The organism is Mesorhizobium sp. M0152 (assembly GCF_040322415.1).
Taxonomy (GTDB): Bacteria; Pseudomonadota; Alphaproteobacteria; order Rhizobiales; family Rhizobiaceae; genus Mesorhizobium.
Genome location: NZ_JAMYTH010000033.1, coordinates 1 through 22,348, shown reverse-complemented (window position 1 = coordinate 22,348; position 22,348 = coordinate 1). Strand labels below are relative to the sequence as shown.

The 22,348-nt window shown below is 63.8% G+C and carries 18 protein-coding genes and 1 pseudogene; 7 read left to right on the top strand and 12 right to left on the bottom strand.

Annotated elements, in window-relative coordinates; translation table 11 throughout:
• Positions 1–113: 113 nt before the first annotated feature.
• The 7 genes from NKJ26_RS25770 to NKJ26_RS25740 form a co-directional block, all read right to left on the bottom strand.
• On the bottom strand, positions 114–1,487 hold the full coding sequence (locus tag NKJ26_RS25770; protein WP_352698036.1) for an FGGY-family carbohydrate kinase: 1,374 nt from the start codon (positions 1,485–1,487) through the stop codon (positions 114–116).
• Positions 1,484–1,801 (bottom strand): L-rhamnose mutarotase, encoded by a 318-nt coding sequence (gene rhaM / locus NKJ26_RS25765; RefSeq protein WP_352698034.1) that lies wholly within the window; start codon positions 1,799–1,801, stop codon positions 1,484–1,486. Before rhaM ends, NKJ26_RS25770 begins: the two co-directional genes overlap by 4 nt.
• The gene (locus tag NKJ26_RS25760; protein WP_352607547.1) at positions 1,801–2,796 is read right to left on the bottom strand and encodes an ABC transporter permease; all 996 of its coding nucleotides are present in this window, start codon (positions 2,794–2,796) and stop codon (positions 1,801–1,803) included. The genes rhaM and NKJ26_RS25760 overlap by 1 nt, the downstream gene beginning before the upstream one ends.
• A gap of 232 nt (positions 2,797–3,028) precedes the next feature.
• Entirely contained in the window at positions 3,029–4,006 is a 978-nt protein-coding gene (locus tag NKJ26_RS25755; protein WP_352698032.1) for an ABC transporter permease, read from the bottom strand.
• Complete coding sequence (locus tag NKJ26_RS25750) at positions 4,003–5,559, bottom strand: sugar ABC transporter ATP-binding protein (RefSeq protein ID WP_352698030.1); 1,557 nt, start codon at positions 5,557–5,559, stop codon at positions 4,003–4,005. The genes NKJ26_RS25755 and NKJ26_RS25750 overlap by 4 nt, the downstream gene beginning before the upstream one ends.
• Positions 5,560–5,666: 107 nt before the next feature.
• Positions 5,667–6,662 (bottom strand): rhamnose ABC transporter substrate-binding protein, encoded by a 996-nt coding sequence (rhaS, locus tag NKJ26_RS25745; RefSeq protein ID WP_352607520.1) that lies wholly within the window; start codon positions 6,660–6,662, stop codon positions 5,667–5,669.
• Positions 6,663–6,717: 55 nt separating this feature from the next.
• Positions 6,718–7,521 carry a DeoR/GlpR family DNA-binding transcription regulator gene (locus tag NKJ26_RS25740; RefSeq protein ID WP_352698028.1) on the bottom strand — a complete coding sequence of 268 codons (804 nt, stop codon included), beginning with the start codon at positions 7,519–7,521 and terminating at the stop codon, positions 6,718–6,720.
• A gap of 183 nt (positions 7,522–7,704) precedes the next feature.
• On the opposite strand from NKJ26_RS25740, the gene NKJ26_RS25735 reads away from it, so the two are divergent.
• The 3 genes from NKJ26_RS25735 (at position 7,705) to ggt (ending at position 13,205) form a co-directional block, all read left to right on the top strand.
• The gene (locus tag NKJ26_RS25735; RefSeq protein WP_352698026.1) at positions 7,705–9,807 is read left to right on the top strand and encodes a bifunctional rhamnulose-1-phosphate aldolase/short-chain dehydrogenase; all 2,103 of its coding nucleotides are present in this window, start codon (positions 7,705–7,707) and stop codon (positions 9,805–9,807) included.
• A gap of 88 nt (positions 9,808–9,895) precedes the next feature.
• Complete coding sequence (gene rhaI / locus NKJ26_RS25730; RefSeq protein ID WP_352698024.1) at positions 9,896–11,185, top strand: L-rhamnose catabolism isomerase; 1,290 nt, start codon at positions 9,896–9,898, stop codon at positions 11,183–11,185.
• 280 nt (positions 11,186–11,465) lie between these two features.
• On the top strand, positions 11,466–13,205 hold the full coding sequence (gene ggt, locus NKJ26_RS25725) for a gamma-glutamyltransferase (protein WP_352698022.1): 1,740 nt from the start codon (positions 11,466–11,468) through the stop codon (positions 13,203–13,205).
• Between the two features lie 21 nt (positions 13,206–13,226).
• Here ggt and NKJ26_RS25720 read toward each other — a convergent pair whose 3' ends face one another.
• Positions 13,227–13,568 (bottom strand): hypothetical protein, encoded by a 342-nt coding sequence (locus tag NKJ26_RS25720; RefSeq protein WP_352607530.1) that lies wholly within the window; start codon positions 13,566–13,568, stop codon positions 13,227–13,229.
• 456 nt (positions 13,569–14,024) lie between these two features.
• Between NKJ26_RS25720 and NKJ26_RS25715 the strand changes: the two genes are divergently transcribed.
• Complete coding sequence (locus tag NKJ26_RS25715; RefSeq protein WP_352607532.1) at positions 14,025–14,900, top strand: ABC transporter substrate-binding protein; 876 nt, start codon at positions 14,025–14,027, stop codon at positions 14,898–14,900.
• Complete coding sequence (gene fhuB / locus NKJ26_RS25710; protein WP_352698020.1) at positions 14,893–16,932, top strand: Fe(3+)-hydroxamate ABC transporter permease FhuB; 2,040 nt, start codon at positions 14,893–14,895, stop codon at positions 16,930–16,932. Before NKJ26_RS25715 ends, fhuB begins: the two co-directional genes overlap by 8 nt.
• 252 nt (positions 16,933–17,184) lie before the next feature.
• On the opposite strand, the gene NKJ26_RS25700 is transcribed toward fhuB, so the two are convergent.
• Together NKJ26_RS25700 and NKJ26_RS25695 are read right to left on the bottom strand one after the other, a co-directional pair.
• Positions 17,185–17,625 (bottom strand): hypothetical protein, encoded by a 441-nt coding sequence (locus tag NKJ26_RS25700; RefSeq protein WP_352698018.1) that lies wholly within the window; start codon positions 17,623–17,625, stop codon positions 17,185–17,187.
• A gap of 160 nt (positions 17,626–17,785) precedes the next feature.
• Positions 17,786–18,702, bottom strand: a pseudogene (locus NKJ26_RS25695) (LysR family transcriptional regulator).
• A gap of 97 nt (positions 18,703–18,799) precedes the next feature.
• Here NKJ26_RS25695 and NKJ26_RS25690 point away from each other — a divergent pair.
• On the top strand, positions 18,800–19,591 hold the full coding sequence (locus NKJ26_RS25690) for an SDR family NAD(P)-dependent oxidoreductase (protein ID WP_352698016.1): 792 nt from the start codon (positions 18,800–18,802) through the stop codon (positions 19,589–19,591).
• A gap of 13 nt (positions 19,592–19,604) precedes the next feature.
• Positions 19,605–19,907 (top strand): putative quinol monooxygenase, encoded by a 303-nt coding sequence (locus NKJ26_RS25685; protein ID WP_352698014.1) that lies wholly within the window; start codon positions 19,605–19,607, stop codon positions 19,905–19,907.
• A 290-nt stretch (positions 19,908–20,197) separates the two neighbouring features.
• Here the strand turns inward: NKJ26_RS25685 and NKJ26_RS25680 are convergent, their stop codons facing one another.
• The gene (locus NKJ26_RS25680) at positions 20,198–21,547 is read right to left on the bottom strand and encodes a calcium-binding protein (RefSeq protein WP_352698012.1); all 1,350 of its coding nucleotides are present in this window, start codon (positions 21,545–21,547) and stop codon (positions 20,198–20,200) included.
• Positions 21,548–21,895: 348 nt separating this feature from the next.
• Positions 21,896–22,348, bottom strand: a 453-nt coding sequence (locus NKJ26_RS25675; RefSeq protein ID WP_352698010.1) for a beta-barrel domain-containing protein, incomplete at its 5' end; no start/stop codon positions are given.

Sequence of the window (22,348 nt, the reverse complement as noted above, 5' to 3'; positions counted from 1 at the left end):
CGCTCCTTGCTCCGCCCCAGGATGACGACGGGAGAGATGCTTCCGCTAATCTCGAAGGTTGCCGACTACCGTTGATGCCAAACTCCATCGACGCCAAACTCCAACGCCCGCGATTAGGCTGCCTCGACCGCGGCGCGCCATGCGCCGACATAGTCACCCCATATCCCGTCGGTCGGAGGCTCGGTTCGCTCGCCCTTGCCATCCGCCGCAACCTGGTCCGACGCGAGCAGCGCCGCGCCGATGCTGGTGCCGGTGGCTGCCTCCGACGCGACCACGGCGCGTCCCGTCGCTGCCGCCAGCATGCCGACGAAGAGCCGGTTGCGGGCAAAGGGCCCTTCGACGATTGTTGGACCGTCGGCGCCGATCAGGTCGAGGCAGGTCGCCGTCATCAGCGCTAGGTAGAAGGAGACGGCGGCAAAGCGTTTGCCGCTGTTGATGCCGTCAGCGTCGCGCCAGCTTGCGGTATGATGCGGAAACGGACCGGACCCTTGCTGTGTCGAGGGCAGCAGCAATGTCTTTCGCGACAGCACCGCGTTGGCGTCACCCTCGGTCCAGTTTTCCGTTTGGCCTTCCGTCAGCAGCGAAAACTCGCGGCCGCCCATGAAACGAGCCGAGGGGACGGGATCGCCCAGCGCGTTGACATTGACCAGCGTGTCGCGCGTCGGGTCGAGCCCCACCGGCTTGCCGCCGACCGCCATCGACACGACCCAGGTGCCGGTCGAGACGACCGAAAAGGGCGGCGTGTCGGAGAGGAGGTGCGGCAGCAACGACGCGTTGGAATCGTGCAGGCCGCAGAAGACGGACGTCCGCGGATCGAGCCCGGTCCGCGCCGCAAGCGCGGGCAGGATCGGGCCGAGGCGGTCCCTGGCTGGCCGCACCGGCGCCATCAGTTCGCGCCAACCGAGCCGATCGACCATCGCTGAAAAATCCGCTCCCCATGGGTTCCACAGATCGGTGTGGCAGCCGAGCGATGTCACCTCGTTGGCGGCGATGCCGGTCAGCCGCAGCGCCCAATATTGCGGGTACATCAGCATCGCTGCCGCCCTGGCGAACTCCGCCGGAAAGCTTGTCTGCTGCCAGAAGAATTGCGCTCCGAGATTGAGGCCGAGCGGCAGGCGCGGCGTGCCGGTGTCAGTGAAGGGCGGGCGCACCGCGTCATACTCCGCCGCCAGCCTGTCGGGCCCGTCGAACTCATAATCGAGCGCCGGCAGCACCAGTTCGCCGGATGCGTCGACCAGCGCGCCCGTCGCGCCATGCGTGGTGATCGATATGGCGTCGATTTGTTGTTCGTGGTTGAGCCCGGCAAGGCTGTCGAGGATGAACGCCCACAGCGCCTCGACATCATGATGCGGATAGGGCGCCTGCCGCACCGGCGCATTCGCGATGCGGCGCAGCGCGACCTCGCTCGATGTCGCGAGGTCGACCAGCGCCACCTTGGCGTTGGTCTTGCCGATGTCGATGACGGCGATGTGTCTGGAAGCGCTCATTCCATATGGAACATGGTTTCCAGCGGCACGGCCACCGGCTCGTTGTCCGCCTTGGTCTCCATGATGTCGGCCATGTCCGCCCACCAGCGCTGCATCACCGGATGCTTCGGCAGATCGTCCATGCCGTGATCGTCCCGCCGCCACAGCACGCCGAACAGGATGTTGGTCTCCTCGTCGAGATGGATGGAATAGTCGGACACACCGGCCTGCTTCAGCAGCGCGACCAGCGACGGCCAGATCTCGTCGTGACGCTTCCTGTACTCGGCCTTCATGCCGGGCCTGAGCTTCATCTTGAACGCGTATTTCTGCGGCATCAGCGTCCTCCGCGCAGCCGCCGCCAGACGATCGGCAGCGCGATGACGATGATCAGCAACAGGCCGATGAAGATCGACATGACGATGCCGGGCACGTTGAGCAGGCCGAGCCCGAAGGTCACCAGCCCCATGATCAAGGCGGCGAGCACGACGCCCAGAATGCTGCCGGCACCGCCGAGAATGCTGACGCCGCCGAGCACCACCATGGTGATGACCTCGAGCTCGTAGCCCTGCGCGATCGACGGCCGCGTCGAGCCGAGCCGCGAGGTGATCAGCACCGAGGCGACGCCCGACATCAGCCCGGTCAGGCAGAACAGGATGAATTTGATGCGGCCGACACGCACGCCGGAAAACTGTGCCGCGACCGGATTGTTGCCGATGGCGAAAACACGGCGGCCGAAGCTCGTGCGGTGCAGCACGAACCAGTAGACGACAGCAGCGATGAGGAAGAGCACCAGTTCGAACGACACCACCCACCAGACGTAGCCCTGGCCGAAGAAGGCGAAGCTGTCGGGATAGCCCTTATAGGCCTGGTCGCCGAGGATGATGAAGGCGATGCCGCGAAACAGGCTCATCGTGCCGATGGTGACGACGATCGACGGAAGGCCAAGCCGCGTTACCAGCAGTCCGTTGAAGGCGCCGCAGCCGAGCCCGACGACGATGCCGATCGCCACCAGCACCGGCGTGCCGGCGCCGGCCTGCACCGCCATGCCCATCATGGTCGACGCCAGCGCGATGATGGCGGCGACCGACAGGTCGATCTCGCCCGAAATGATCAGCAGCGCCATGGCGAAGGCGATCAGGCCCTTTTCGGTGAAGTTGAAGGTCAGGTCCGACAACGAATAGGGGTCGAGGAAATAGGGCGAGGCGAAGCTGTTGATGGCGAAGATGGCGAGCGCCACCACGACCAGCAGCGCTTCCCACGAAAAGATCGCCGAGCTGAACGGCTTGTCGAGCCGGTCGGGAATATGGCGCGGGGCTGGGATGTCGGCGATGTCGGTCATATGGCAAAACCGTGCAGGCGTCGGCGCTGCCCCTCACCCTTACCCTCTCCCCGTGAAGAACGGGGAGAGGGGGATCGCCAGCGTTGGAGCGCTTCCCTTCTCCCCGTCACTGTACGGGGAGAAGGTGCCGGAAGGCGGATGAGGGGCAGCGCCGACTTTGAAAACAGGACTGTTGCAGCAGGCAACAGTCCGACCGTCTGGAACACACGAAGGGCCACGTCGGTCATGCCGCCTCCATTTTTCTCAGGATGATGCGGCCCTGCTGGCGTTCGCCGCGCGCGTTGAGCACGACGGCAAGGATGATGGCGCTGCCCGAAATCGCCATCTGCCAGAAGGGCGAGATGTTGATGACCGGCAGCGCGTTGGAAATGATGCCGAGGAACAGCGCACCGAGCACCGCGCCGCCGACCGAGCCGATGCCGCCGGCGATCGAGATGCCGCCGATGACGCAGGCGGCGATGATGTTGAGCTCATAGCCGTTGGCGACCTCGACCGAGGCGATGACATAGCGCGATATCCAGAGATAACCGGCGAGGCCGCCGATCATGCCGGAGATGCAGAAGACGATGAATTTCGTCCGGCCGACATCGATGCCGGCATAGACCGACGCCGTCGGGTTGACGCCGATGGCGTAGATCGAGCGGCCGAGCGGGGTGCGTGTCATCAGCACGAAGAACAGCGCGATGACCAGGATGGCGATCCAGGACAACACCGGAATGCCGAGCAAGGCCGCCCGCTGGAAGCCGATGAAATCAGCGCTCATCTTGTCGGCATTGACCCAGGCGCCGCCTGAAATGACGAAGGTGGCGCCGCGATAGATGGTGAGCGTTCCCAGCGTCACGACGATCGAGGGGATGTTCAGCCGCCACACCAGGAGGCCGTTGATGGCGCCAAGCACCAGCCCGACCGCCAGCGCGATGACGATCAGCAGCGGGATCGGGATCGCCGGATGCGCGGCGTTCAGCATCGCCACCACCATGCCGGTGAAGCACAGATTGGAGGCCATCGACAGGTCGATCGACCGCGTCAGGATCACCACCATCTGGCCGAGCGCCAGGATCATCAGGATCGAAGTGTCGTTGAACACCTGGCGCAGATTGGCCGGATCGGCGAAGGCCGGAAAGCGTGTCGAGATCAGCCCGATCAAGACGGCGATTGCCGCCAGCAGCCAGATCTCGCGGTATTTGAAAAAAGTCTTCATGCCGCGATCCCCGCTGCCGTCCTGACCAGCGTCTCGGCGTCCAGTCCCTTGATGTCGTAGACCGCCGCGACGAGGCCCTCGCGCATGACGACGACGCGGTCCGACATGCCGAGGATTTCAGGCAGCTCCGACGACACCATGATCACCGACAGGCCTTGCGCCACCAGCTCGGCCATGAAGCCGTGCACGGCGGCCTTGGAGCCGATGTCGATGCCCTTGGTCGGTTCGTCCAGGATGATCACCTTGGGCGCGGTCGCCAGCCATTTGGCGATGACGATCTTCTGCTGATTGCCGCCCGACAGCGTGCCGACATCCTGGCTGAGCGAGGAGGCCCTGAGGTCCAGCCGCTCGGTGTAGGAGCGGGCGAGCGAAAATTCCTCCGCCAGCCGCAGCATGCCCGATTTGGAGGTGCGTGCCAGCGACGGGAGAGAAACATTCTGGAAGATCGGCAGGCCGATCACCACGCCTTGCTTGCCGCGTTCCTCGGGCACGTAGACGATGCCGGCCTCGATCGAATCCGCCGCCGATCTCGGCGCTATTGTTTTGCCTTCCAGCGTGATCGTGCCGCTGGAAATGCGGGTGATGCCCGAAATCGCCTGCATCACCTCGCTGCGGCCGGCGCCGACAAGGCCGTAGAAGCCAAGGATCTCGCCCTTGTGCAACTCGAAGCCGATATCGTTGAATTCGGTGGGGTGCGACAGGCCGGAGACGGAGAGCACCGGCGCGCCGATCTCGGCCTTGCGCTGGGGAAAGATGTGGTCGACCGCGCGGCCGACCATCATGCGCACGATCTGGCCCTGGCTGGCATCCCTGATCAGGCCCTCGCCGACCATCTCGCCGTCGCGGAACACCGTGTAGCGGTCGGCGATGCGGTAGATCTCGTCGAACTTGTGGCTGATGAACAGGATCGCCTTGCCTTCGCTCTTGAGGAACTCGATCAGCAAAAAGAGCTCTTCGATCTCCTTCATCGAAAGGGCGGCCGTCGGCTCGTCCATGATGACGATCTGCGCGTCGATCGACATCGCCCGCGCTACGGCGACAAGATGCTTGTTGGCGATGCCGAGATCCTTCAGCCTTGCATCGGCGTCGATATGGCCGGCATGCATGGTGTCGAGCACTTCGCGCGCATTGTTGCGCATCGTGCGCCAGTCGATGGTGCCGAAGCGCGTTCGCGGCGCGTGGCCGAGAAAGATGTTTTCGGCGACCGTCAGATCGTCGAACAGCACGGTTTCTTGATGGATGGCGGTAGCGCCATGGCCGAAGGCGGCGTGCGCGCTGGGCAGAGTGACGGCCTGCCCGTCGATGCTGATCGTGCCCGCGTCGGGCTGGTAGATGCCGGTCATGATCTTGACCAGCGTCGACTTGCCGGCGCCGTTCTCGCCGATCAGGGCGGTCACCTGGCCCGGATAGAGCGACAGGCTGACATTGTGCAGCGCCCGCACGCCGGGAAAGCTTTTCGAGACGCCGGACAGCGTCAGGCGTGGCGCCGCCTCATTCTCCCCCTGGCGGGGAGGATCGCGAACAATGGGAGCCGGGTGGGGATTGTCTAGCATGTCAAGGTCCTGGTGCATGGAGACGTCGCCACCCCCACCCCGTCTCATCGCTTCGCGAAGCCGCTCGCCGACCCTCCCCACGAGGGGGAGGGTGCAAACGCTCCAGATCAATAGATCTTGGAGAACTTCTCGATGTTGCTCTTGTCGAACTGGAAGGGCGGAGCCATCGCAGCCGAGTTGCTGTCGTCGAGCGTGACCTTGCCGACGCGGCCGATCGACAGCGTGGCGCCGGGCTTCGCCTCTTCCTTCTTCACCGCCAGATCATGGGCGAGGTAGACGGCGGAGTAGCCGAGGTCGATCGGGTTCCACAAAGCCACCGCCTGGCTGGCGCCATTGTCGATGAACTTCTTGAACTCGGACGGCAGCGCCAGACCGGTGACGTTGACCTTGCCGATCAGCTTCTCGTCGGTGACGACCTGGGCGGCGGCGACGACGCCGACGGTGGTCGGCGCGATGATCGCCTTGAGGTTCGGGTAGGACTTCAGAAGCCCCTTGGCCTCGTCCGTGCTCTTGGCCGAATCGTCGTCGCCATAGACGGTGGCGACGAGTTTGATCTTGGGGAACTTCTCCGGCAGGATTTTCTTGGCCGCGTCGATCCAGGAATTCTGGTTGGTCGCGGTCGAGGAGGCCGACAGGATGGCGACGTCGCCGCCTTCCGGCAGGTAGTCGGCGGCAAGCTTGATGATAGTCTCGCCGATCAGGCCGGTGTCGGACGGGTTGAGGTGAAGCTGGCGGCCTTCCTTGGCGACGCCCGAATCCCAGGAGATGACGGTGATGCCGCGCTCCATGGCCTTCTTCAGCACCGGCACCAGCGCGTCGGCGTCATTGGCGGAAATGGCGATGGCGTTGACCTTCTGCGCGATCAGCGAATTGACCACTTCGATCTGCGCCTCGGCGGTCGCCTTGGTCGGGCCGGTGTAGATGATGTCGACGTCGCCGAGCTCCTTGGCCGCCTCTTCGGCGCCCTTGTTGGCGGCATCGAAGAAGCCGTTGCCGAGCGACTTCACCACCAATGCGATCTTGACGTTCTCGGCATAGGCGGCATTCACGAACATGGCGGCGGAGAAGGCCGCCGTTACCATTAGTTTCTTCAGAAAGCTCATCGAATATTCCTCCCTTGAGCGTTGCATTCCATCGCCGCTGCGGGCGTGAGGTGTCTCAGGCCTGCAGTGAAGATTCTTCCTTTGCCGTCTTGCGGGCGACGATCAGCGCCACGCCCGCGGTCTCTAACATTTTGGCTTCGCGATCCTCGATGCCGTCATCGGTGATGACGGTGGCGATGCGCGCAAGGCCGCACAGGATCAGGCTGGAGCGTTTGCGGAACTTCGAGGAATCGACCAGCACCACCAGTTCGTCGGCCTGGTCAATCAGTTTCTGCTCCGCCTGGATCAGGAGCGGATCGCCTTCCATCAGGCCGAGCGGGCCCAGCCCCTGCGCGCCCATGAACATGCGGCGCGCATAGAAATTGCGCGTCACGTCGTTGTCGAAGGGCGACAGGATGATGTTCTGCTCGCGGTAGATGGTGCCGCCCGACAGCATCACCGTGTTCTTGGAGTGCTTGAGCAAATGCTCGGCGATCGGGAATGAATTGGTGAAGATCGGCATGCGACGGCCGGTCAGGAAATGCACCATCTGGAAGGTGGTGGTGCCGCCATTGATGATGATCGGCTCGCCATCCCCGCACAGCTCGACCGCTTCGCGGGCGATGGCCCGCTTCTGCGCGGCATTGATCGTTTCGTTGACGGAAAAGGGCCGGCCGGCGAGGCCGATGAACTGCGGCGGCGATATCGCCTCGGCGCCGCCGCGCACACGGCGCAGGCGTTTCTGGACATGGAGAGCCGCGATATCGCGCCGGATCGTCGCCTCGGAAGACTCCGTCAGGTCTACCATCTCCTGCACCGTCACCACAGGTTTTTCCTGGACGGCGGACAGAATGATCCTATGGCGCTCTTTTTCGTGCATGGTTCCTCCCTGCCTGAGCATCTAGGCACCCAAAACGCGCAGTGTCAATCATTTCCGATCATATAATTTCATTGTGCAGTGCAATATGATCGATGTTGATCGTTTATGATTGACAAGCCGGATGCTTCCGTGGAAATTTGGGCCAAATGGCCGCACCGTTTGCCGGCCTTCGGGAGGATACCTATGCTCGACAAGCGCACCGGCGCGCGCCTCGCCAACCTGTGGGACGAAGCCAAGGCTCAGCCGATGAGCGAGCCGGAGCGGCTCGTCTACCGCTCCAATGTGCTCGGTTCCGACAAGCGCGTCACCAATTACGGCGGCGGCAACACCTCCTCGAAGATCTGGCAGAAAGATCCGCTCACCGGCGAAAACGTCGAAGTGCTGTGGGTCAAGGGCTCGGGCGGCGACAGCGCCTCGATCAAGCTCGATGGTTTTGCGACGCTCTACATGGACAAGTTGCGGGCGCTCAAAGGCCTCTATCGCGGCGTCGAGCACGAGGACGAGATGGTCGGCTATCTGCCGCACTGCACCTTCAACCTCAACCCGCGCGCGGCCTCGATCGACACGCCGCTGCATGCCTTCGTGCCGAAGCCTTTCGTCGACCACATGCATCCCGACGCCATCATCGCCGTCGCCGCCGCCAAGGATTCCAGGGCGCTGACCAGCGAGATCTTCGGCGACGCCATCGGCTGGCTGCCGTGGAAGCGGCCGGGCTTCGAACTCGGCCTGTGGCTGGAGAAATTCTGCCTCGAACATCCCGCCGCCAAGGGCGTCATTCTTGAAAGCCACGGCCTGTTCACCTGGGGCGATACCCCCCGGGAATGCTACGAGACGACGATCTCGGTTATCAACCAGGCGATCGAGTGGTTCGAGCGCCGCTCCGAGGGTGTTGCGATCTTCGGTGGCGAGGTGGTCAAACCGCTCGACGCCGCCGCCCGTCGCGCCATTGCCGCCAGGCTGATGCCGAAAATCCGCGGCCTGATTTCCGAGAAGAGCCACAAGCTTGGCCATTTCGACGATTCCGCCGCCGTGCTCGAATTCGTCAACTCCAGGGAATTGCGTCCGCTGGCGGCACTCGGCACCTCGTGCCCCGACCATTTCCTGCGCACCAAGATCCGCCCGCTGGTCATCGAGTTCGATCCGGCCAAGCCCGATGTCGATGCAGTCATCGCGCGGCTCGCCGACGATGTTGCCGCCTACCGTGTCGGCTACCAAGCCTATTACGACAGCTGCAAGCACGCCGATTCCCCCGCCATCCGCGATCCCAACGCCGTCGTCTACCTGATGCCCGGCGTCGGCATGTTCACCTTCGCCGGCGACAAGGCCACGGCGCGCATTTCGGGCGAGTTCTACGTCAACGCCATCAACGTCATGCGCGGCGCCTCGACCGTCTCGTCCTATGTCGGCCTTCCCGCGCAGGAAGCCTTCGACATCGAATACTGGCTGCTCGAGGACCTGAAGCTGCGGCGCATGCCGAAACCCAAGGCTCTTGCCGGCCAGATCGCGCTGGTCACCGGCGGCGCCGGCGGCATCGGCCGCGCGACGGCCAACCGGCTGCTGCGCGAGGGCGCCTGCGTGGTCCTCGCCGATATAGACGAGGCGGCGCTTGCCAGCGCCAATGAAGAGCTGGCCAAGGCCTATGGCAAGGATTTCGTCCGGCCGGTGGTCATCAACGTCACCTCGGAGGACCAGGTCGTCGCCGGCTTCGCCGAGACGGCGGTCGAGTTCGGCGGCATCGACATTCTGGTGTCCAATGCCGGCCTCGCCTCCTCGGCGCCGATCGAGGAGACGACGCTGGCGCTGTGGAACAAGAACATGGACATCCTGTCGACCGGCTATTTCCTGGTCTCGCGGGAAGCCTTCCGGCTGTTTAGGGTGCAGAAGATCGGCGGCAACGTCGTTTTCGTCGCCTCCAAGAACGGCCTTGCCGCTTCGCCAAACGCCGCCGCCTATTGCACCGCCAAGGCCGCCGAGATCCATCTCGCCCGCTGCCTGGCGCTGGAGGGCGCCGAAGCGCAGATCCGGGTCAATGTCGTCAACCCGGACGCGGTGCTGCGCGGCTCGAAGATCTGGACCGGCGAGTGGAAGGAACAGCGCGCCGCCGCCTACAAGATGTCGACCGACGATCTGGAGGAGCACTACCGCTCGCGCTCGATGCTGAAGCGCTCGGTATTTCCCGAAGACATCGCCGAAGCGATCTATTTCTTCGCCTCCGACATGTCGGCCAAGTCGACCGGCAACATCGTCAACGTCGACGCCGGCAACGCGCAGAGCTTTACGCGATAGGTCTTCCTTCTCCCCGTTCACGGGGAGAAGGTGCCGGCAGGCGGATGAGGGGCAGCGCCAGCCGAACGCTTTCTTGGGAGGAATTGTATTGTCCGAAACCATCATTTCCGCCGACCTCGTCGAGAAACACAACGCCGCGCGCACGGCCGATCTCGATCGCGACTACGCCTCGCTCGGCGAGCGGCTCGACCGTCGCGGTATCTCCATCGACGCCATCCGCGGCAAGGTCGAGAAATTCGCCGTGGCGATCCCGTCATGGGGCGTCGGCACCGGCGGCACCCGCTTTGCTCGCTTCCCCGGCGCGGGCGAGCCGCGCGACATCTTCGACAAGATCGAGGACTGCGCCGTCATCAAGCAACTGACGCAGGCAACGCCGTCGGTGTCCCTGCACATCCCGTGGGACAAGGCCGACCCGAACCGGCTGAAGCAGGCGGCCTCGCGTTTCGGCCTCGGCTTCGACGCCATGAACTCCAACACCTTCTCCGACGCCAGGGACCAGAAGCTGTCCTACAAATTCGGCTCGCTGTCGCATGCCGACGCCGCCACGCGCCGGCAAGCGGTCGAGCACAATCTCGAATGCATCGAGATCGGCAACACGCTGGGCTCCAAGGCGCTGACGGTGTGGATCGGCGACGGCTCGAACTTTCCCGGCCAGGTCAATTTCGCCAGGGCCTTCGAGCGCTATCTCGACGCCATGAAGGAGATCTATGCCGGTCTGCCCGCCGACTGGAAGCTGTTCACCGAGCACAAAATGTACGAGCCGGCCTTCTATTCCACCGTCGTGCAGGACTGGGGCACCAATTACATGATCGCGCAGGAATTGGGCGACAAGGCGTTCTGCCTGGTCGATCTTGGCCATCATGCGCCCAACGTCAACATCGAGATGATCGTGTCCCGGCTGATCCAGTTCAAGAAACTCGGCGGCTTCCACTTCAACGATTCGAAATATGGCGACGACGACCTCGACGCCGGTTCGATCGACCCTTACCGGTTGTTCCTGGTCTTCAACGAACTGGTCGACGCCGAACTGTCCGGCGCCGAGGGCTTCGACCCCGCCCATATGCTCGACCAGAGCCATAACGTCACCGATCCGATCGAGAGCCTGATGCTGTCCGCAGTCGAGGTGCAGCGCGCCTATGCGCAGGCGCTGCTGGTCGACCGCAAGGCTCTGGAAGGCCACCAGGACGGCAACGATGCCCTGATGGCGACGCAGACGCTGAAGGTCGCCTACCGCACCGATGTCGAGCCGATCCTGGCCATGGCGCGGCTGAACACTGGCGGCGCCATCGACCCGGTCGCGGCCTACCGGGCTGCAGGCTATCGCGCGAAGGTCGCGGCGGAACGCCCGGCCGTTGCGGGCGGCAGCGGTATCGTCTGACAGTCGGATTTGGGGCCTGAAACGAAAAGCCCGCCCGAGGGGGCGGGCCATTGGCGCAAATCTGCACCATAGATAAATATGTACCATAGCTGCACTCACCATGTCAAGAAAAAATTCCTAGAACCGAAATCATGGATAGGTGGCTGGATTTCGTCGCTCACCACGGGGCAGCGCCGGCGTCGCTAATTGAGGCAAGCCGCCGCCACCCACATCATTGTCAGTAGACTCTCCCGCTCGAAGCGGTTCTTCTAGGCGCATCCCAACGCCCTGGAGCGCCGCCATGTCCCTGACCCGCCGGACGCTGATCGCCGTCAGCCTTTCCCTCGCGATCGCCTTCGCATCACCGCCCGTGGCCTTCGCTGCCTCGCCTACACCTGCCAAGGGCGAGAACGGCATGGTGGTGACGGCCCAGCATCTGGCGTCGGAGGTCGGTGTCGCGGTGTTGAGGAAGGGCGGCAATGCCGTCGATGCGGCGGTCGCCGTCGGCTATGCCTTGGCCGTCGTCTACCCCAACGCCGGCAATATCGGCGGCGGCGGTTTCATGACCATCCGCTTCAAGGACGGCAAATCGACTTTCCTCGACTTTCGCGAGCGGGCGCCGCTGGCAGCGACCAAGACCATGTATCTCGACAAGGACGGCAATCCGGTGAAGGGCGCCAGCCTCGATGGCTACCTCGCGGTCGGCGTGCCGGGCTCGGTGGCCGGTTTCGAGATGGCGCGCGAAAAATACGGAACTTTGTCCAGGCAGGACCTGATGGCGCCGGCTATTCGCTATGCCAAGGACGGGTTCATCCTCAATCAGGGTGACGCCGCCTCGTTTGCCGGGGGCGCCGCCAGGCTGGCGAAGGATCCCGCTGCGGCGGCCATATTCCTGAAACCGGATGGCAAACCCTATGGCACCGGCGAGATGCTGGTGCAGCCTGATCTCGCCGCGTCGCTCTCGGCAATCTCCGAAAAAGGTTCCGAGGCCTTCTACAAAGGCGCCATCGCCGATGCCATCGTCAAGGCGAGCGCCGCCAAGGGCGGCATTCTCGCCAAGGCCGATTTCGAGCAGTACGCGGTGCGCGAACTGAAACCGGTCACCTGCACCTATCGCGGCTACGAGATCACATCCTCGCCGCCGCCGAGTTCCGGCGGCGTCATCATCTGCGAGATCCTCAACGTTCTCGAGGGCTATCCGCTGTCCTATCTCGGCGCCGGCTCGGCCGAGACCGTCCATGTCATGGTCGAGGCGATGCGCCATGCCTATGTCGACCGCAATTCGGCGCTCGGCGATCCCGATTTCGTCGACAATGCCGTCTCGAAGCTGCTGGACAAGGCCTACGCCAAGGATATCCGCGACAAGATCGACCCGTTCCGGGCCGGCGTGTCGCAGGACCTGATGCCGAAAGGCTTTGGCGAGAGCAAGCAGACCACGCACTATTCGATCATCGACAAGGACGGCAACGCGGTCGCGGTTACCTACACGCTGAACGGCTCGTTTGGTGCCGGCGTCGTCGCCGCCGGCACCGGCATCCTGCTCAACAACGAGATGGACGATTTCACCCAGAAGCCCGGCGTGCCCAACCTCTACGGCCTGGTCCAAGGCGAGGCCAACGCCATCCAGCCGAAGAAGACGCCGCTGTCGTCGATGAGCCCGACCGTGGTATCCAGGGACGGCAAGCCGTTCATGGTCATAGGCAGCCCAGGCGGGTCGCGCATCATCACCATTACGCTGGAAGCCATCGTCAACGTCATCGACCACGGCATGAATATCCAGGAGGCGATCGACGCGCCGCGTATCCATCACCAATGGCTGCCCGACACGGTCTACGTCGAACCGTTAGGACTTTCGCCGGACACCGAAAGACTATTGGCCGGCATGGGCTATCACCTCGATCTCGGTGATTCGACCTGGGGCCAAGCGGCCGGCATTCTGGTCGGCGGCAAGAGCCTGGCTGAAATCGACAAGGGCGGCGGCGCCCGCTACAACGGCGCCATCGACAGCCGCGCCGCGTCGGGCGAGGCGCTTGGATACTGACCTTAGGTCACAGGCGGAACGTCACGAAATCAGCGTGACGGTCGATGCAATCAGCATCAGGGCGGCGATGCCGACGAACAGCGCGTAGATGCGCGGCCGGTCGAGCAGAAGCGCGTTTCCCGATATCCAGGCCGACGTGGCGCCGCCAAGCGCGAACAGGAAGCCGTTGCGATGGCCGAACGTCAACGATGCGGCCATCAGCCCCCCAATGATCAGCGCGCCGAACACGATGATCACAGCCACCGCGTATTTCTCGAAATCATTGCTCCCGATTCCTGGTCCGATCGCGTTCAGATTCGGCAGGTCGTCCGGATCGAAAGGGCTGGTCGACCCATATTCGTCTTGACCGATTGATTCTCGCATCTGTCATTCTCCGCTGACCGGCAACAAACCATCAACCCTTGCCGAGTGCAACCCGATCACACGCCCCTCCCGTGTCGGCCGTCATCTTCAACACCTTCCGGCGGCGCTTGTCACCGCTTTTCGGGAACACACCGCTCTGATCCTTCCCGCAATGAGCCGGGGCGGCAAGCCGGCGGCCCGTCCATGTGGACCGCCTCCGTAAGGAAAAAACGGGGCCGCGGATGAATTCGGCCGGCACACGGATTTTCCTGCGCGCCTGCGGCCGGAAGTCGCGGTGCCCGGCATGCGCTCGGGCGGATTGTTCGCTCCTCAGACGTCTGGAATGTTGACTACGAAAATCATGTTTTATATTCAACCAGGCATTGGTCGCTGGGACCAGGATCCGCAGACAGGCATGCCGAATTGGAAACAAACCGGAAATCCAGGCCGATAGGAACAGCCAACCGCCCGTCCGGGATGACCCGGCGCGGCGCGCTCGCGCTTTTCATGCTGCCCTTGGCCGGACTGGTACCCCAGGCCGCCGAGGCGAAGCCGCTGCGCATCGTCTGCCTCGATGACGGGCTGGCGGAGACCTTGCTGATGCTCGGCGTCACCCCGGTCGCCATCGCCGACCGCGAGGTCTGGGAGAAATGGGTGGTCGAGCCGCCGCTGCCGCTTGAGGTTGCCGATATCGGCACGCTCCTGGAACCCAATCTCGAATACCTCCAGCAGCTTCGGCCCGACATCATCCTCGCCACCCCCTATCTCGACGGCATCAAGCCGCTGCTCGAACGCGTGGCGCCGGTGCTGACGATCGGCATCTACACCGAGCAGGGCCAGCCCTACCAACGCGCCATCGAGGCGACCCGCCAGCTCGCGGCGCTTGTCGGCAAGGAAAGCGAAGGCGAGGCGCTGATCGCGGCGACGGAGGCCTGTTTCTCCGATGTCAGGCAGCAACTGGCAGCGCTTGCGGACCGGCCGATCTACGTCGTCAACTTCCTCGATCCGCGCAATGTGCGCGTCTACGGCCAGAAAAGCCTGTTTCAGGCGGTGTTCGACCGTATCGGCGTCCGCAACGCCTGGACCGGCGAGACGAATTACTGGGGGTTTGCGACCGTCGGCATCGACGGATTGGCGACGTCGGACGACGCACGGCTTGCCTATATCGAGCCCTTGCCCGAAGGGGCCGGCGGCACGCTGACCGAAAGCCCGGTCTGGAACGCCATGCCTTTCGTGCGCAACCGTTCGATCATGCGCCTTGCCCCAGTGCTGATGTTCGGCACGCTGCCCTCGGCGAGCCGCTTTGCCCGGCTGCTGGCGCAGGCGCTGATCGCGGAGCGCGCCGATGGCTGAAAGGGAGGCGACCTTCCCCGGTGATGCCGGCCTTGCCCCGGCCAGCCGCGCGCCTCGCATGCTCGACCGGCATCGGGTCGCCGCTATCCTGCTTTGCGCCGTTCTTGTCGGCGCTGCCGCCGCCGCGACCCTCTCCAACCTTGTCGTGCAATTGCCGCCGGCGCTCTGGCTCGACGCGCTCGCTAGCCCCGATGTCGAGGACATGCGGCAGGTGCTGGTCCACTACGCCTTCCTGCCCAGGCTGGCCGTCAGCCTTCTCTGCGGCGCGGCACTCGGACTGGCCGGAACTGTCCTGCAGCAGGTGCTGCGCAACCCGCTGGCCTCGCCCGAAACCGTCGGCATCTCGGCCGGCGCCTACCTGGCGCTGGCGCTGGCAACGCTGCTCGCTCCGTCCTCGCTTGCCTTCGGCCGCGAATGGGTGGCGCTTGCCGGCGCCTTCGGAGCGCTCGCCGTGGTCTTCGCCCTGTCCTGGCACAAGGGCCTGTCGCCGCTTTCGGTCGTGCTGGCCGGGCTTGTCGTCAGCCTCTATGCCGGCGCCATCGGTGCGGCCCTGGTGGTGCTGCGGCATGAATGGCTGGCTAGCCTGTTCATCTGGGGTGCCGGTTCGCTCGGCCAGCAGGACTGGTCGACGACGCTATGGCTGCTGCCGCGCCTCGGGGCCGCCGCGCTGGCGATCGGCCTGATGGTGCGGCCGCTGACCTTGCTTGGCCTCGACGATGAAGGCGCGCGCAGCCTCGGCGTCCCGCTCGGCGCCTATCGCTTCGCCGGACTGGCGGCGGCCGTCGCGCTGGTCGCCTTCGTCGTTGCCGCCGTCGGCGTGATCGGCTTCGTCGGCCTCGCCGCCGCGACCCTTGCCCGCATCGGCGGTGCGCGCCGGCTGGGCCAGCAGCTGGTGGCGGCGCCGCTCATCGGCGGCGCCTTGCTGTGGGCAGCCGATCAGGCCGTGCAGATCGCGACCGGACCGCAAGGCGATCTGCTGCCGACTGGCGCCATCACGGCACTTCTCGGCGCACCGCTGCTGCTGTGGCTGCTGCCGCGCCTTTCGCTTGGCGCCGAGGCCCCGGCCGCTGAGCGCCTGCCCAGGACGGGCCGGCCCGGCCTCGCGCTGGCGCTGATCGGCTTGGCTCTGCTTGCGCTGTTGGGACTTGCCCTGTTTTATGGACCGGGGCCGCATGGCTGGACCCTCGCCCTCGGCGACCAGATGCAGCCTTTGCTGTCCTGGCGATGGCCAAGGGTCTCCGCCGCCTTCGCCGCCGGCGCCATGCTGGCGCTGGCCGGGCTGATGATGCAGCGGCTGACCGGCAATGCGATGGCCAGCCCCGAAGTGCTCGGCATCAGCGCCGGTGCCGCGCTCGGCATGATGGTGGCGCTGTTCGCACTCTCCGGCGCCGGCCACCCGCTGCAGACCGCCGCCGCCACCATCGGCGCCTTCGCCGCCTTGCTGGTGACGCTGACGATCGGCCGCCGTGCCGCCTACACGCCGGAACGTCTGCTGCTCGCCGGCGTGGCCCTGACGGCCTTGTTCGACGCGCTGATCCTGGTGCTTACCGCCACCGGCGATCCGCGCGCCATGCTGCTGCTCAACTGGCTTACCGGCTCGACCTATGGCGTCGATGCCGGCTCGGCGGTTCTGACCTCGGCCATCGCCTTTGGCCTGTTCTTGCTGGCGCCGCTGTTCATGCGCTGGCTGGACATGCTGCCACTCGGCTCCGCTGCGGCGCAAAGCCTCGGCGTCGATTTGCGGGCGACGCGGCTTCTCGTGCTCTTGATGGTCGCCGCCCTCACTGCCGCCTCGACACTGGTGGTCGGGCCGCTGACCTTCATCGGCCTGATGGCGCCGCACCTTGCCCGCCGCCTCGGCCTCTCCCGCGCGCTGCCGCAAGCGATAGCCGCCGTGCTCGCCGGCGCGCTGATCATGGTCGCCGCCGACTGGATCGGCCGCACCGCCATTTTCCCGCGCCAGGTCCCGGCCGGTCTGGTCGCCACCCTGATCGGCGGTCCGGTGCTGATGTGGCTGCTGCGCCGCCGCTGACTTTTTGTCCCTGTGGAGATATCCATGTCCAAGTCGAGGGCGACGCCGGCCCTGATCGCCGACACTACGGTTCACGACATCGTTCCGGCTGTTCGCGCTCCATGCCCTGTTTACGCGGCCTTTCGCCTTCCAGACCTGGATCGCCGGGGTGCGCGCGAGTTTCGAGCTGCATGCCGGCGAAAACCACATGTCGATCCTGCCGGTCACGGTGAACCGCGCGGTGCAGGCGGCGTTCGCCGTGCGGTAAGACGCCTACCCGGCGCGCGCTGGCTCAAGCTCATACAGGTTGGCGCCGTTCTCCTGGCCGCGCTCGACATAACCGATGATGCGAAACCACCGGGCGACGTCAGGTCCCCGCAGCCAGCTTCGTGAATGGATGGGAAGGTTGCCGGCAAGCGCCTGGATGTGCCTGATATGCCGCTTGCAGAAGCGGACGGTCGCGGCCCGGAAGAAGTCCTCCTGCGCGGCAAACGACGTGTCGGCGGCGTCGCTGTTTTCATGCCAGGCGATGATCGCCACCGCCTTGTCGCCCTCGACAAGCGCGTGCGCCCGGCCTTCCTTCAAATTCATCATCAGATTGTCGTAGGCGATTTTGCTGTCCTTGCCGGCGGCGACATACTCATCCGACATCCGCTTGGACAGATCCCGAAAGACATCCTCCAGATCCCCAAGCGTTGCTGCGCGTGCTCTCATTTCTCCTCCTGCAGCCCCAAGGGGTAGTTTGCCCCAGGGCAGGGGCATCACCAAGCAAAATGAATCCGCTGATGAGCCGACGAGCGCAAAGTCGTTTCGTCTGGCGAGTCGCGCCAGGAAACGACGTGGCCGCTATTCGGCAATTGACCAGAAAGCCAAGCTAATGCGCCTTGAGGAGCGGAGTTTCAGCCATCACTTCGATCATGTATTCAAGAAAAGCGCGGACACGTGTGGCAACGGCCCGCCGCCGACATAAATTGCATGCACCAGTTCCAGATCGCCCGGGTTGAAATCTTCGAGCAGTGCCACGAGCCTGCCCTCGGCAATCTCGGTGGCGACATGGAACAGACCCAGCCGCGCAATGCCCACGCCGGCAAGCGCCATCTGTTTCATCGTCTCGCCATTGTTCACGACGAGGCTGCCGGTGACGGGTTGCCCGATTTCCTTGTCTTCGAAGCGGAAAGGCCAGGATGGCCGGGTGCGGCGGAAGTTGAAGGTGAGGCAGCCATGGCGTGCGAGATCGGCCGGCGTTGCAGGCCTGCCATGGCGCGCGATATAGTCTGGAGCGGCGCATACGACACGCCGGCTCTGCCCGAGTTTGCGCGCAATCAGGCCGCTGTCCGGCAAATTGCCCATGCGGATGGCGACATCGGTCTTCTCCGCGACGAGATCAACGATCCCGTCCGTGAAGCTCAGGTCGACGACGAGGTCGGGATTGCGTGCGATGAAGGCCGGCATGGCCGGGGCAACGAACATCGTGCCGAAGGGGATGGTGGTGTTGACCCGCAGCCGCCCCCGAACCGCCCCTCCAGACGCTTCCTGGTCGGCGTCGTTCAGATCCTGCAAAATCTTCAGCGCGGCATGATGATAGGCCTCGCCCTCGCCAGTCAGGGTGAGCGCGCGCGTCGTGCGGACCAGAAGACGCGTGCCAAGCCGCGCCTCGAGACGCGCGATCAGCTTGCTGACAGCCGACGGTGTGATGTCCAGGCTGCGCGCCGCAGCCGAGAAACCACCTTCCTGTACCACGCGCGCGAACACTTCCATCTCGCCTGAGCGTTCCATCAGGATGCGCGGCATTGATGCTTCTCATTCACAGGTGTGTATCCCCTCGCGGCAATAGTTCTTAGCGCTCCCAAATCATAAATAGCTTTCAGACACAATCTGGAGGCATTTCATGGATCTGCAACTGAACGACAAGACCGCCCTTGTCACCGGCGCCACCGCGGGCATCGGGCTCGAAATCGCCCGTGCACTCGCGCTCGAAGGCGCAAAAGTCATCATCACTGGGCGCGACCGGGGGAAACTCGATGCAGCGATCGCCAGCGTCGAGGCGTCCGGAGGCAAGGCCGTCAGTGGCGTGCTGGCCGACGCCGCCAGCGCCGAGGGCGCAGCGCTCGTCGCTAATGTCGCGCCGGCGGTCGATATCCTCGTCAACAATCTCGGCATTTATGAGAGCAAGCAGTTCGGAGACATCGCCGACGCGGACTGGAGCCATATGTTCGATGTGAACGTGATGAGCGGCGTGCGCCTGTCGCGCGCCTATCTGCCGGGCATGCTGGAGCGAAACTGGGGCCGGATCATCTTTATCTCCAGCGAATCCGGTCTCGCCGTCCCGGCCGACATGATCCACTACGCGACCACCAAGACAGCGCAGCTCTCGATCTCGCGGGGCTTGGCGCAACTGACGCGCGGCACCAATGTCACGGTCAACGCGGTGATGCCGGGGCCTACCCGTTCGGACGGCATCGATACCTTCCTGCGCAGCCAGGCCAGAGACCCCGCCGCTCCGATCAAGCAAATCGAGGCAGAATTCTTCGCCACCGCGCGCGCCGCCTCGATCCTCCAACGCATGGTGGACGCGGAAGAGATCGCAAACCTCGTCGCCTATCTCGCCAGCCCACGCTCATCGGCCACCAACGGCGCCGCCGTGCGCGCCGAGGGCGGCCTGATCAACACCATCGCCTGAAAGAGAGAATTTGATGTCACAGTCCCCACTTACCGTCGTCGCCATCACCACCGCCAAGCCCGGCAAGGAGGCGGCGCTCGGCGCCGCCCAGGAACAGCTGGTCGCCGAGACCCTGCTCGAGGATGGCTGCCTGCGCTATGAGTTGCACCAGTCGCTCGACGACGGCCATATCCGCATCTTCGTCGAGACCTGGGCAAGCGAAGATCAATGGCGCGCCCATATGCAAGGCGCCGCCATGCAACGTTTCCAGGCGAGAGGCGTCGGCGACTATTTCGCCGATTTCGCCCTGCATCGCTTGACCAAGGTCGTGGGCTGACACGACGCGTCGTTCACCAGTCGGTTACGGGCGACGAAATCAGTCACAAATCGCGTTGGCCATTCACCGCAGATTTGCCCTGGCGCTCCGGTGAAGAAACCTGGCCATAGCGCGTCCTTCAAATTCCTCTTGAGATTGCAGAATCAAAGCTTGGGATCGGAAGCGCAGCAACGCCAACGCTGTGCGAGACCGGCAGCACGCCGTTGCTGCACGTCCGCGCCGCGGAACACGTCCAGAACCAAGTGCCTGCGTCGCATCATGAAGACGCTGCACGGTCCATCCATGAGCGATCAAATGATGAACACGTCATGAAAGGTCAGGGTAGTCCCGGGCTCTAGCTGGGCGATTTCCACTTGGGCCATCGGTTTCGAGCCATCGGGGTCATAGTACAGAACGCCCGTGCTCTGGTTGTAGAGCAGGTAATCGTTGTGGCTGGTGGCGTGTTCGCGCAACTCGAAATACGACGAGTTCACCTGCGTCGGGCTGGACAAGGAACCTTGGCCGAGCATGGTGAAGACGGCATTGTCGAGGTAAAGCGCGTCATCCGCCGCGTGGAAATCAATGAGTTTATCGACATTGCCGGGGCCATAGGCCGTGTCAAACACGAAGGTGTCCTTGCCGGCGCCACCGCTCAGCACGTCGTTGCCACCCTTGCCCCGCAGTGTGTCGTTGCCAGCCAGGGCATCATAGGTATCGGCCGCGCCGGTGCCGACAAAAGTGTCGTTCCCGGTGGTCCCCTTGGCCGGGTCGGTCGGCGGTGCCGGAGGTGGCGGTGGCTGGTCGGTTCCGTCATGGGCTGTATGCCAGGCCGCCTTGGCGTTGGCCCAGTAATCGCGGGCCGCCTGGCCTTGAAGGACCGTCCAGCCGGCCGGCGGCATTGGATAATCGGACGGCAGCGGCGTGTCAGAGAGGTTGAGGTAGTAATTGCCGTGCGACTCGACCGTCTTGTCCCAAGCCCGCTGCAGCCGTTCCATACCGTTGTGGTGGACGTCGGTGATCGCCACCACACAATCGATAAAGTGCAGGCTGGGAACGATATCGTGTGAGCCTATGCCCTTGTCGAGTTTGAACGGCGAGCCGTGCGTCAGCTCGCCTTTGCGAAGGTACTCTCCCATGCCCAGAAGCATGCCATCCATGATGACCGAGTTGTCAGATCCATCCACGTCGCCGTCACCAAGGCTCACTCCGGAAAACACGTTGTCGAACAGGGAATCCTTGATAGTGCCGCCGATGACGTCGTCGTCCTCGACCGCGTCGTCTCGCGAGTAGCCGACATAGCTATCGTCGATGAGGAAGGTGCCGGTGCCGCCGACACGGATGCCGTCCCAGGGCTTGGTGATTGTCCAGTCGTCGATGACAAAGCTGTGGGCTGAATTTACACGGACTGCCGCGGAGTTGACATAAATGTTCTCCCAGTCGCCGGTCTGGGAGACCGTGCCGTTGATCGTGCCGCCCAAAGCCACGAGGTTGTCGCCGGGGTTGACGACCGCGAAGGGATAGAGGTTGGTGGGGCTTCCCTGATTGGCGACGATCCACGAGGCCTTGGTGGCATCGATAGTGGTGTCGGCGGCCAGACCGGATACTTTATAGCTGTCGTAGCCATAGTCGCCGCTCAAGACAATGGTGCTTGCTAGGGCCATGCTTGGCCACCCTTTCACACCCCCACCCTTTCCGCCAAGTGCCTGAAGCCGGAAAGGCGTGTACTTACCAGAGCCCCATCAGCGGCCTCGTGCAAATCACTAAATGTGTCAAAAGATCGGACGGTGATCTGCATCTCTATCGAGCACTCGCTGCATTCTTTCAGCAAGGAGATGTGGCGGCAGGCGGAGGAACCGGGAACAAATGTGTCCGGAACGGACCGGAAGGGGATGGTGCCCAGAGGCGGAATCCAAGTGAGGAAAGTATGCCTGTGCTTTCAGGATGTTACCACCCACGTAGCCTGCGAACAACCAACAGAAATACCAACAATATATTTCTGTGGATTACTTTCATTCCTCCTGGAATGCCCGACTGATTTGGTCCGACAGCGGCTTCACAAAATAGGAAAGCGCCGTACGCTCGCCCGTCTTGACCATCGCTTCGGCCGGCATGCCGGGCACGAGCGTCAGGTCCTTGAGCTTCGTCAGTTCCGCATGCGGAACCGATAAACGCACCAGGTAATACGAAATGCCGTTTTTTTCGTCCGTCGCCAGATCGGCTGCGATCCGGCTGACATATCCGTTCAATTCCGGCGTGGTTCTCAGATTGAAGGCTGACATCCGCAGCACGGCCTTGTGACCAAGCTGGATTTGGTCGATGTCCTTCGGGGTGATCCGTACTTCCAGCGCAAGATCGTCGCCTTCCGGCACGATTAGCATGATCGGATCGGCGGGCGTAATCACTCCGCCGACCGTATGAACTGCGAGTTGTTGAATGGTGCCTGACTGCGGCGCGACGATATC

Bases quoted from the DNA above. Each gene is read 5' to 3' on its own strand.
- NKJ26_RS25770 (WP_352698036.1), bottom strand. From the start codon at position 1,487: ATGAGCGCTTCCAGACACATCGCCGTCATCGACATCGGCAAGACCAAC.
- rhaM (WP_352698034.1), bottom strand. From the start codon at position 1,801: ATGCCGCAGAAATACGCGTTCAAGATGAAGCTCAGGCCCGGCATGAAG.
- NKJ26_RS25755 (WP_352698032.1), bottom strand. From the start codon at position 4,006: ATGAAGACTTTTTTCAAATACCGCGAGATCTGGCTGCTGGCGGCAATC.
- NKJ26_RS25750 (WP_352698030.1), bottom strand. From the start codon at position 5,559: ATGCTAGACAATCCCCACCCGGCTCCCATTGTTCGCGATCCTCCCCGC.
- rhaS (WP_352607520.1), bottom strand. From the start codon at position 6,662: ATGAGCTTTCTGAAGAAACTAATGGTAACGGCGGCCTTCTCCGCCGCC.
- NKJ26_RS25740 (WP_352698028.1), bottom strand. From the start codon at position 7,521: ATGCACGAAAAAGAGCGCCATAGGATCATTCTGTCCGCCGTCCAGGAA.
- NKJ26_RS25735 (WP_352698026.1), top strand. From the start codon at position 7,705: ATGCTCGACAAGCGCACCGGCGCGCGCCTCGCCAACCTGTGGGACGAA.
- ggt (WP_352698022.1), top strand. From the start codon at position 11,466: ATGTCCCTGACCCGCCGGACGCTGATCGCCGTCAGCCTTTCCCTCGCG.
- NKJ26_RS25720 (WP_352607530.1), bottom strand. From the start codon at position 13,568: ATGCGAGAATCAATCGGTCAAGACGAATATGGGTCGACCAGCCCTTTC.
- NKJ26_RS25715 (WP_352607532.1), top strand. From the start codon at position 14,025: ATGACCCGGCGCGGCGCGCTCGCGCTTTTCATGCTGCCCTTGGCCGGA.
- fhuB (WP_352698020.1), top strand. From the start codon at position 14,893: ATGGCTGAAAGGGAGGCGACCTTCCCCGGTGATGCCGGCCTTGCCCCG.
- NKJ26_RS25700 (WP_352698018.1), bottom strand. From the start codon at position 17,625: ATGAGAGCACGCGCAGCAACGCTTGGGGATCTGGAGGATGTCTTTCGG.
- NKJ26_RS25690 (WP_352698016.1), top strand. From the start codon at position 18,800: ATGGATCTGCAACTGAACGACAAGACCGCCCTTGTCACCGGCGCCACC.
- NKJ26_RS25685 (WP_352698014.1), top strand. From the start codon at position 19,605: ATGTCACAGTCCCCACTTACCGTCGTCGCCATCACCACCGCCAAGCCC.
- NKJ26_RS25680 (WP_352698012.1), bottom strand. From the start codon at position 21,547: ATGGCCCTAGCAAGCACCATTGTCTTGAGCGGCGACTATGGCTACGAC.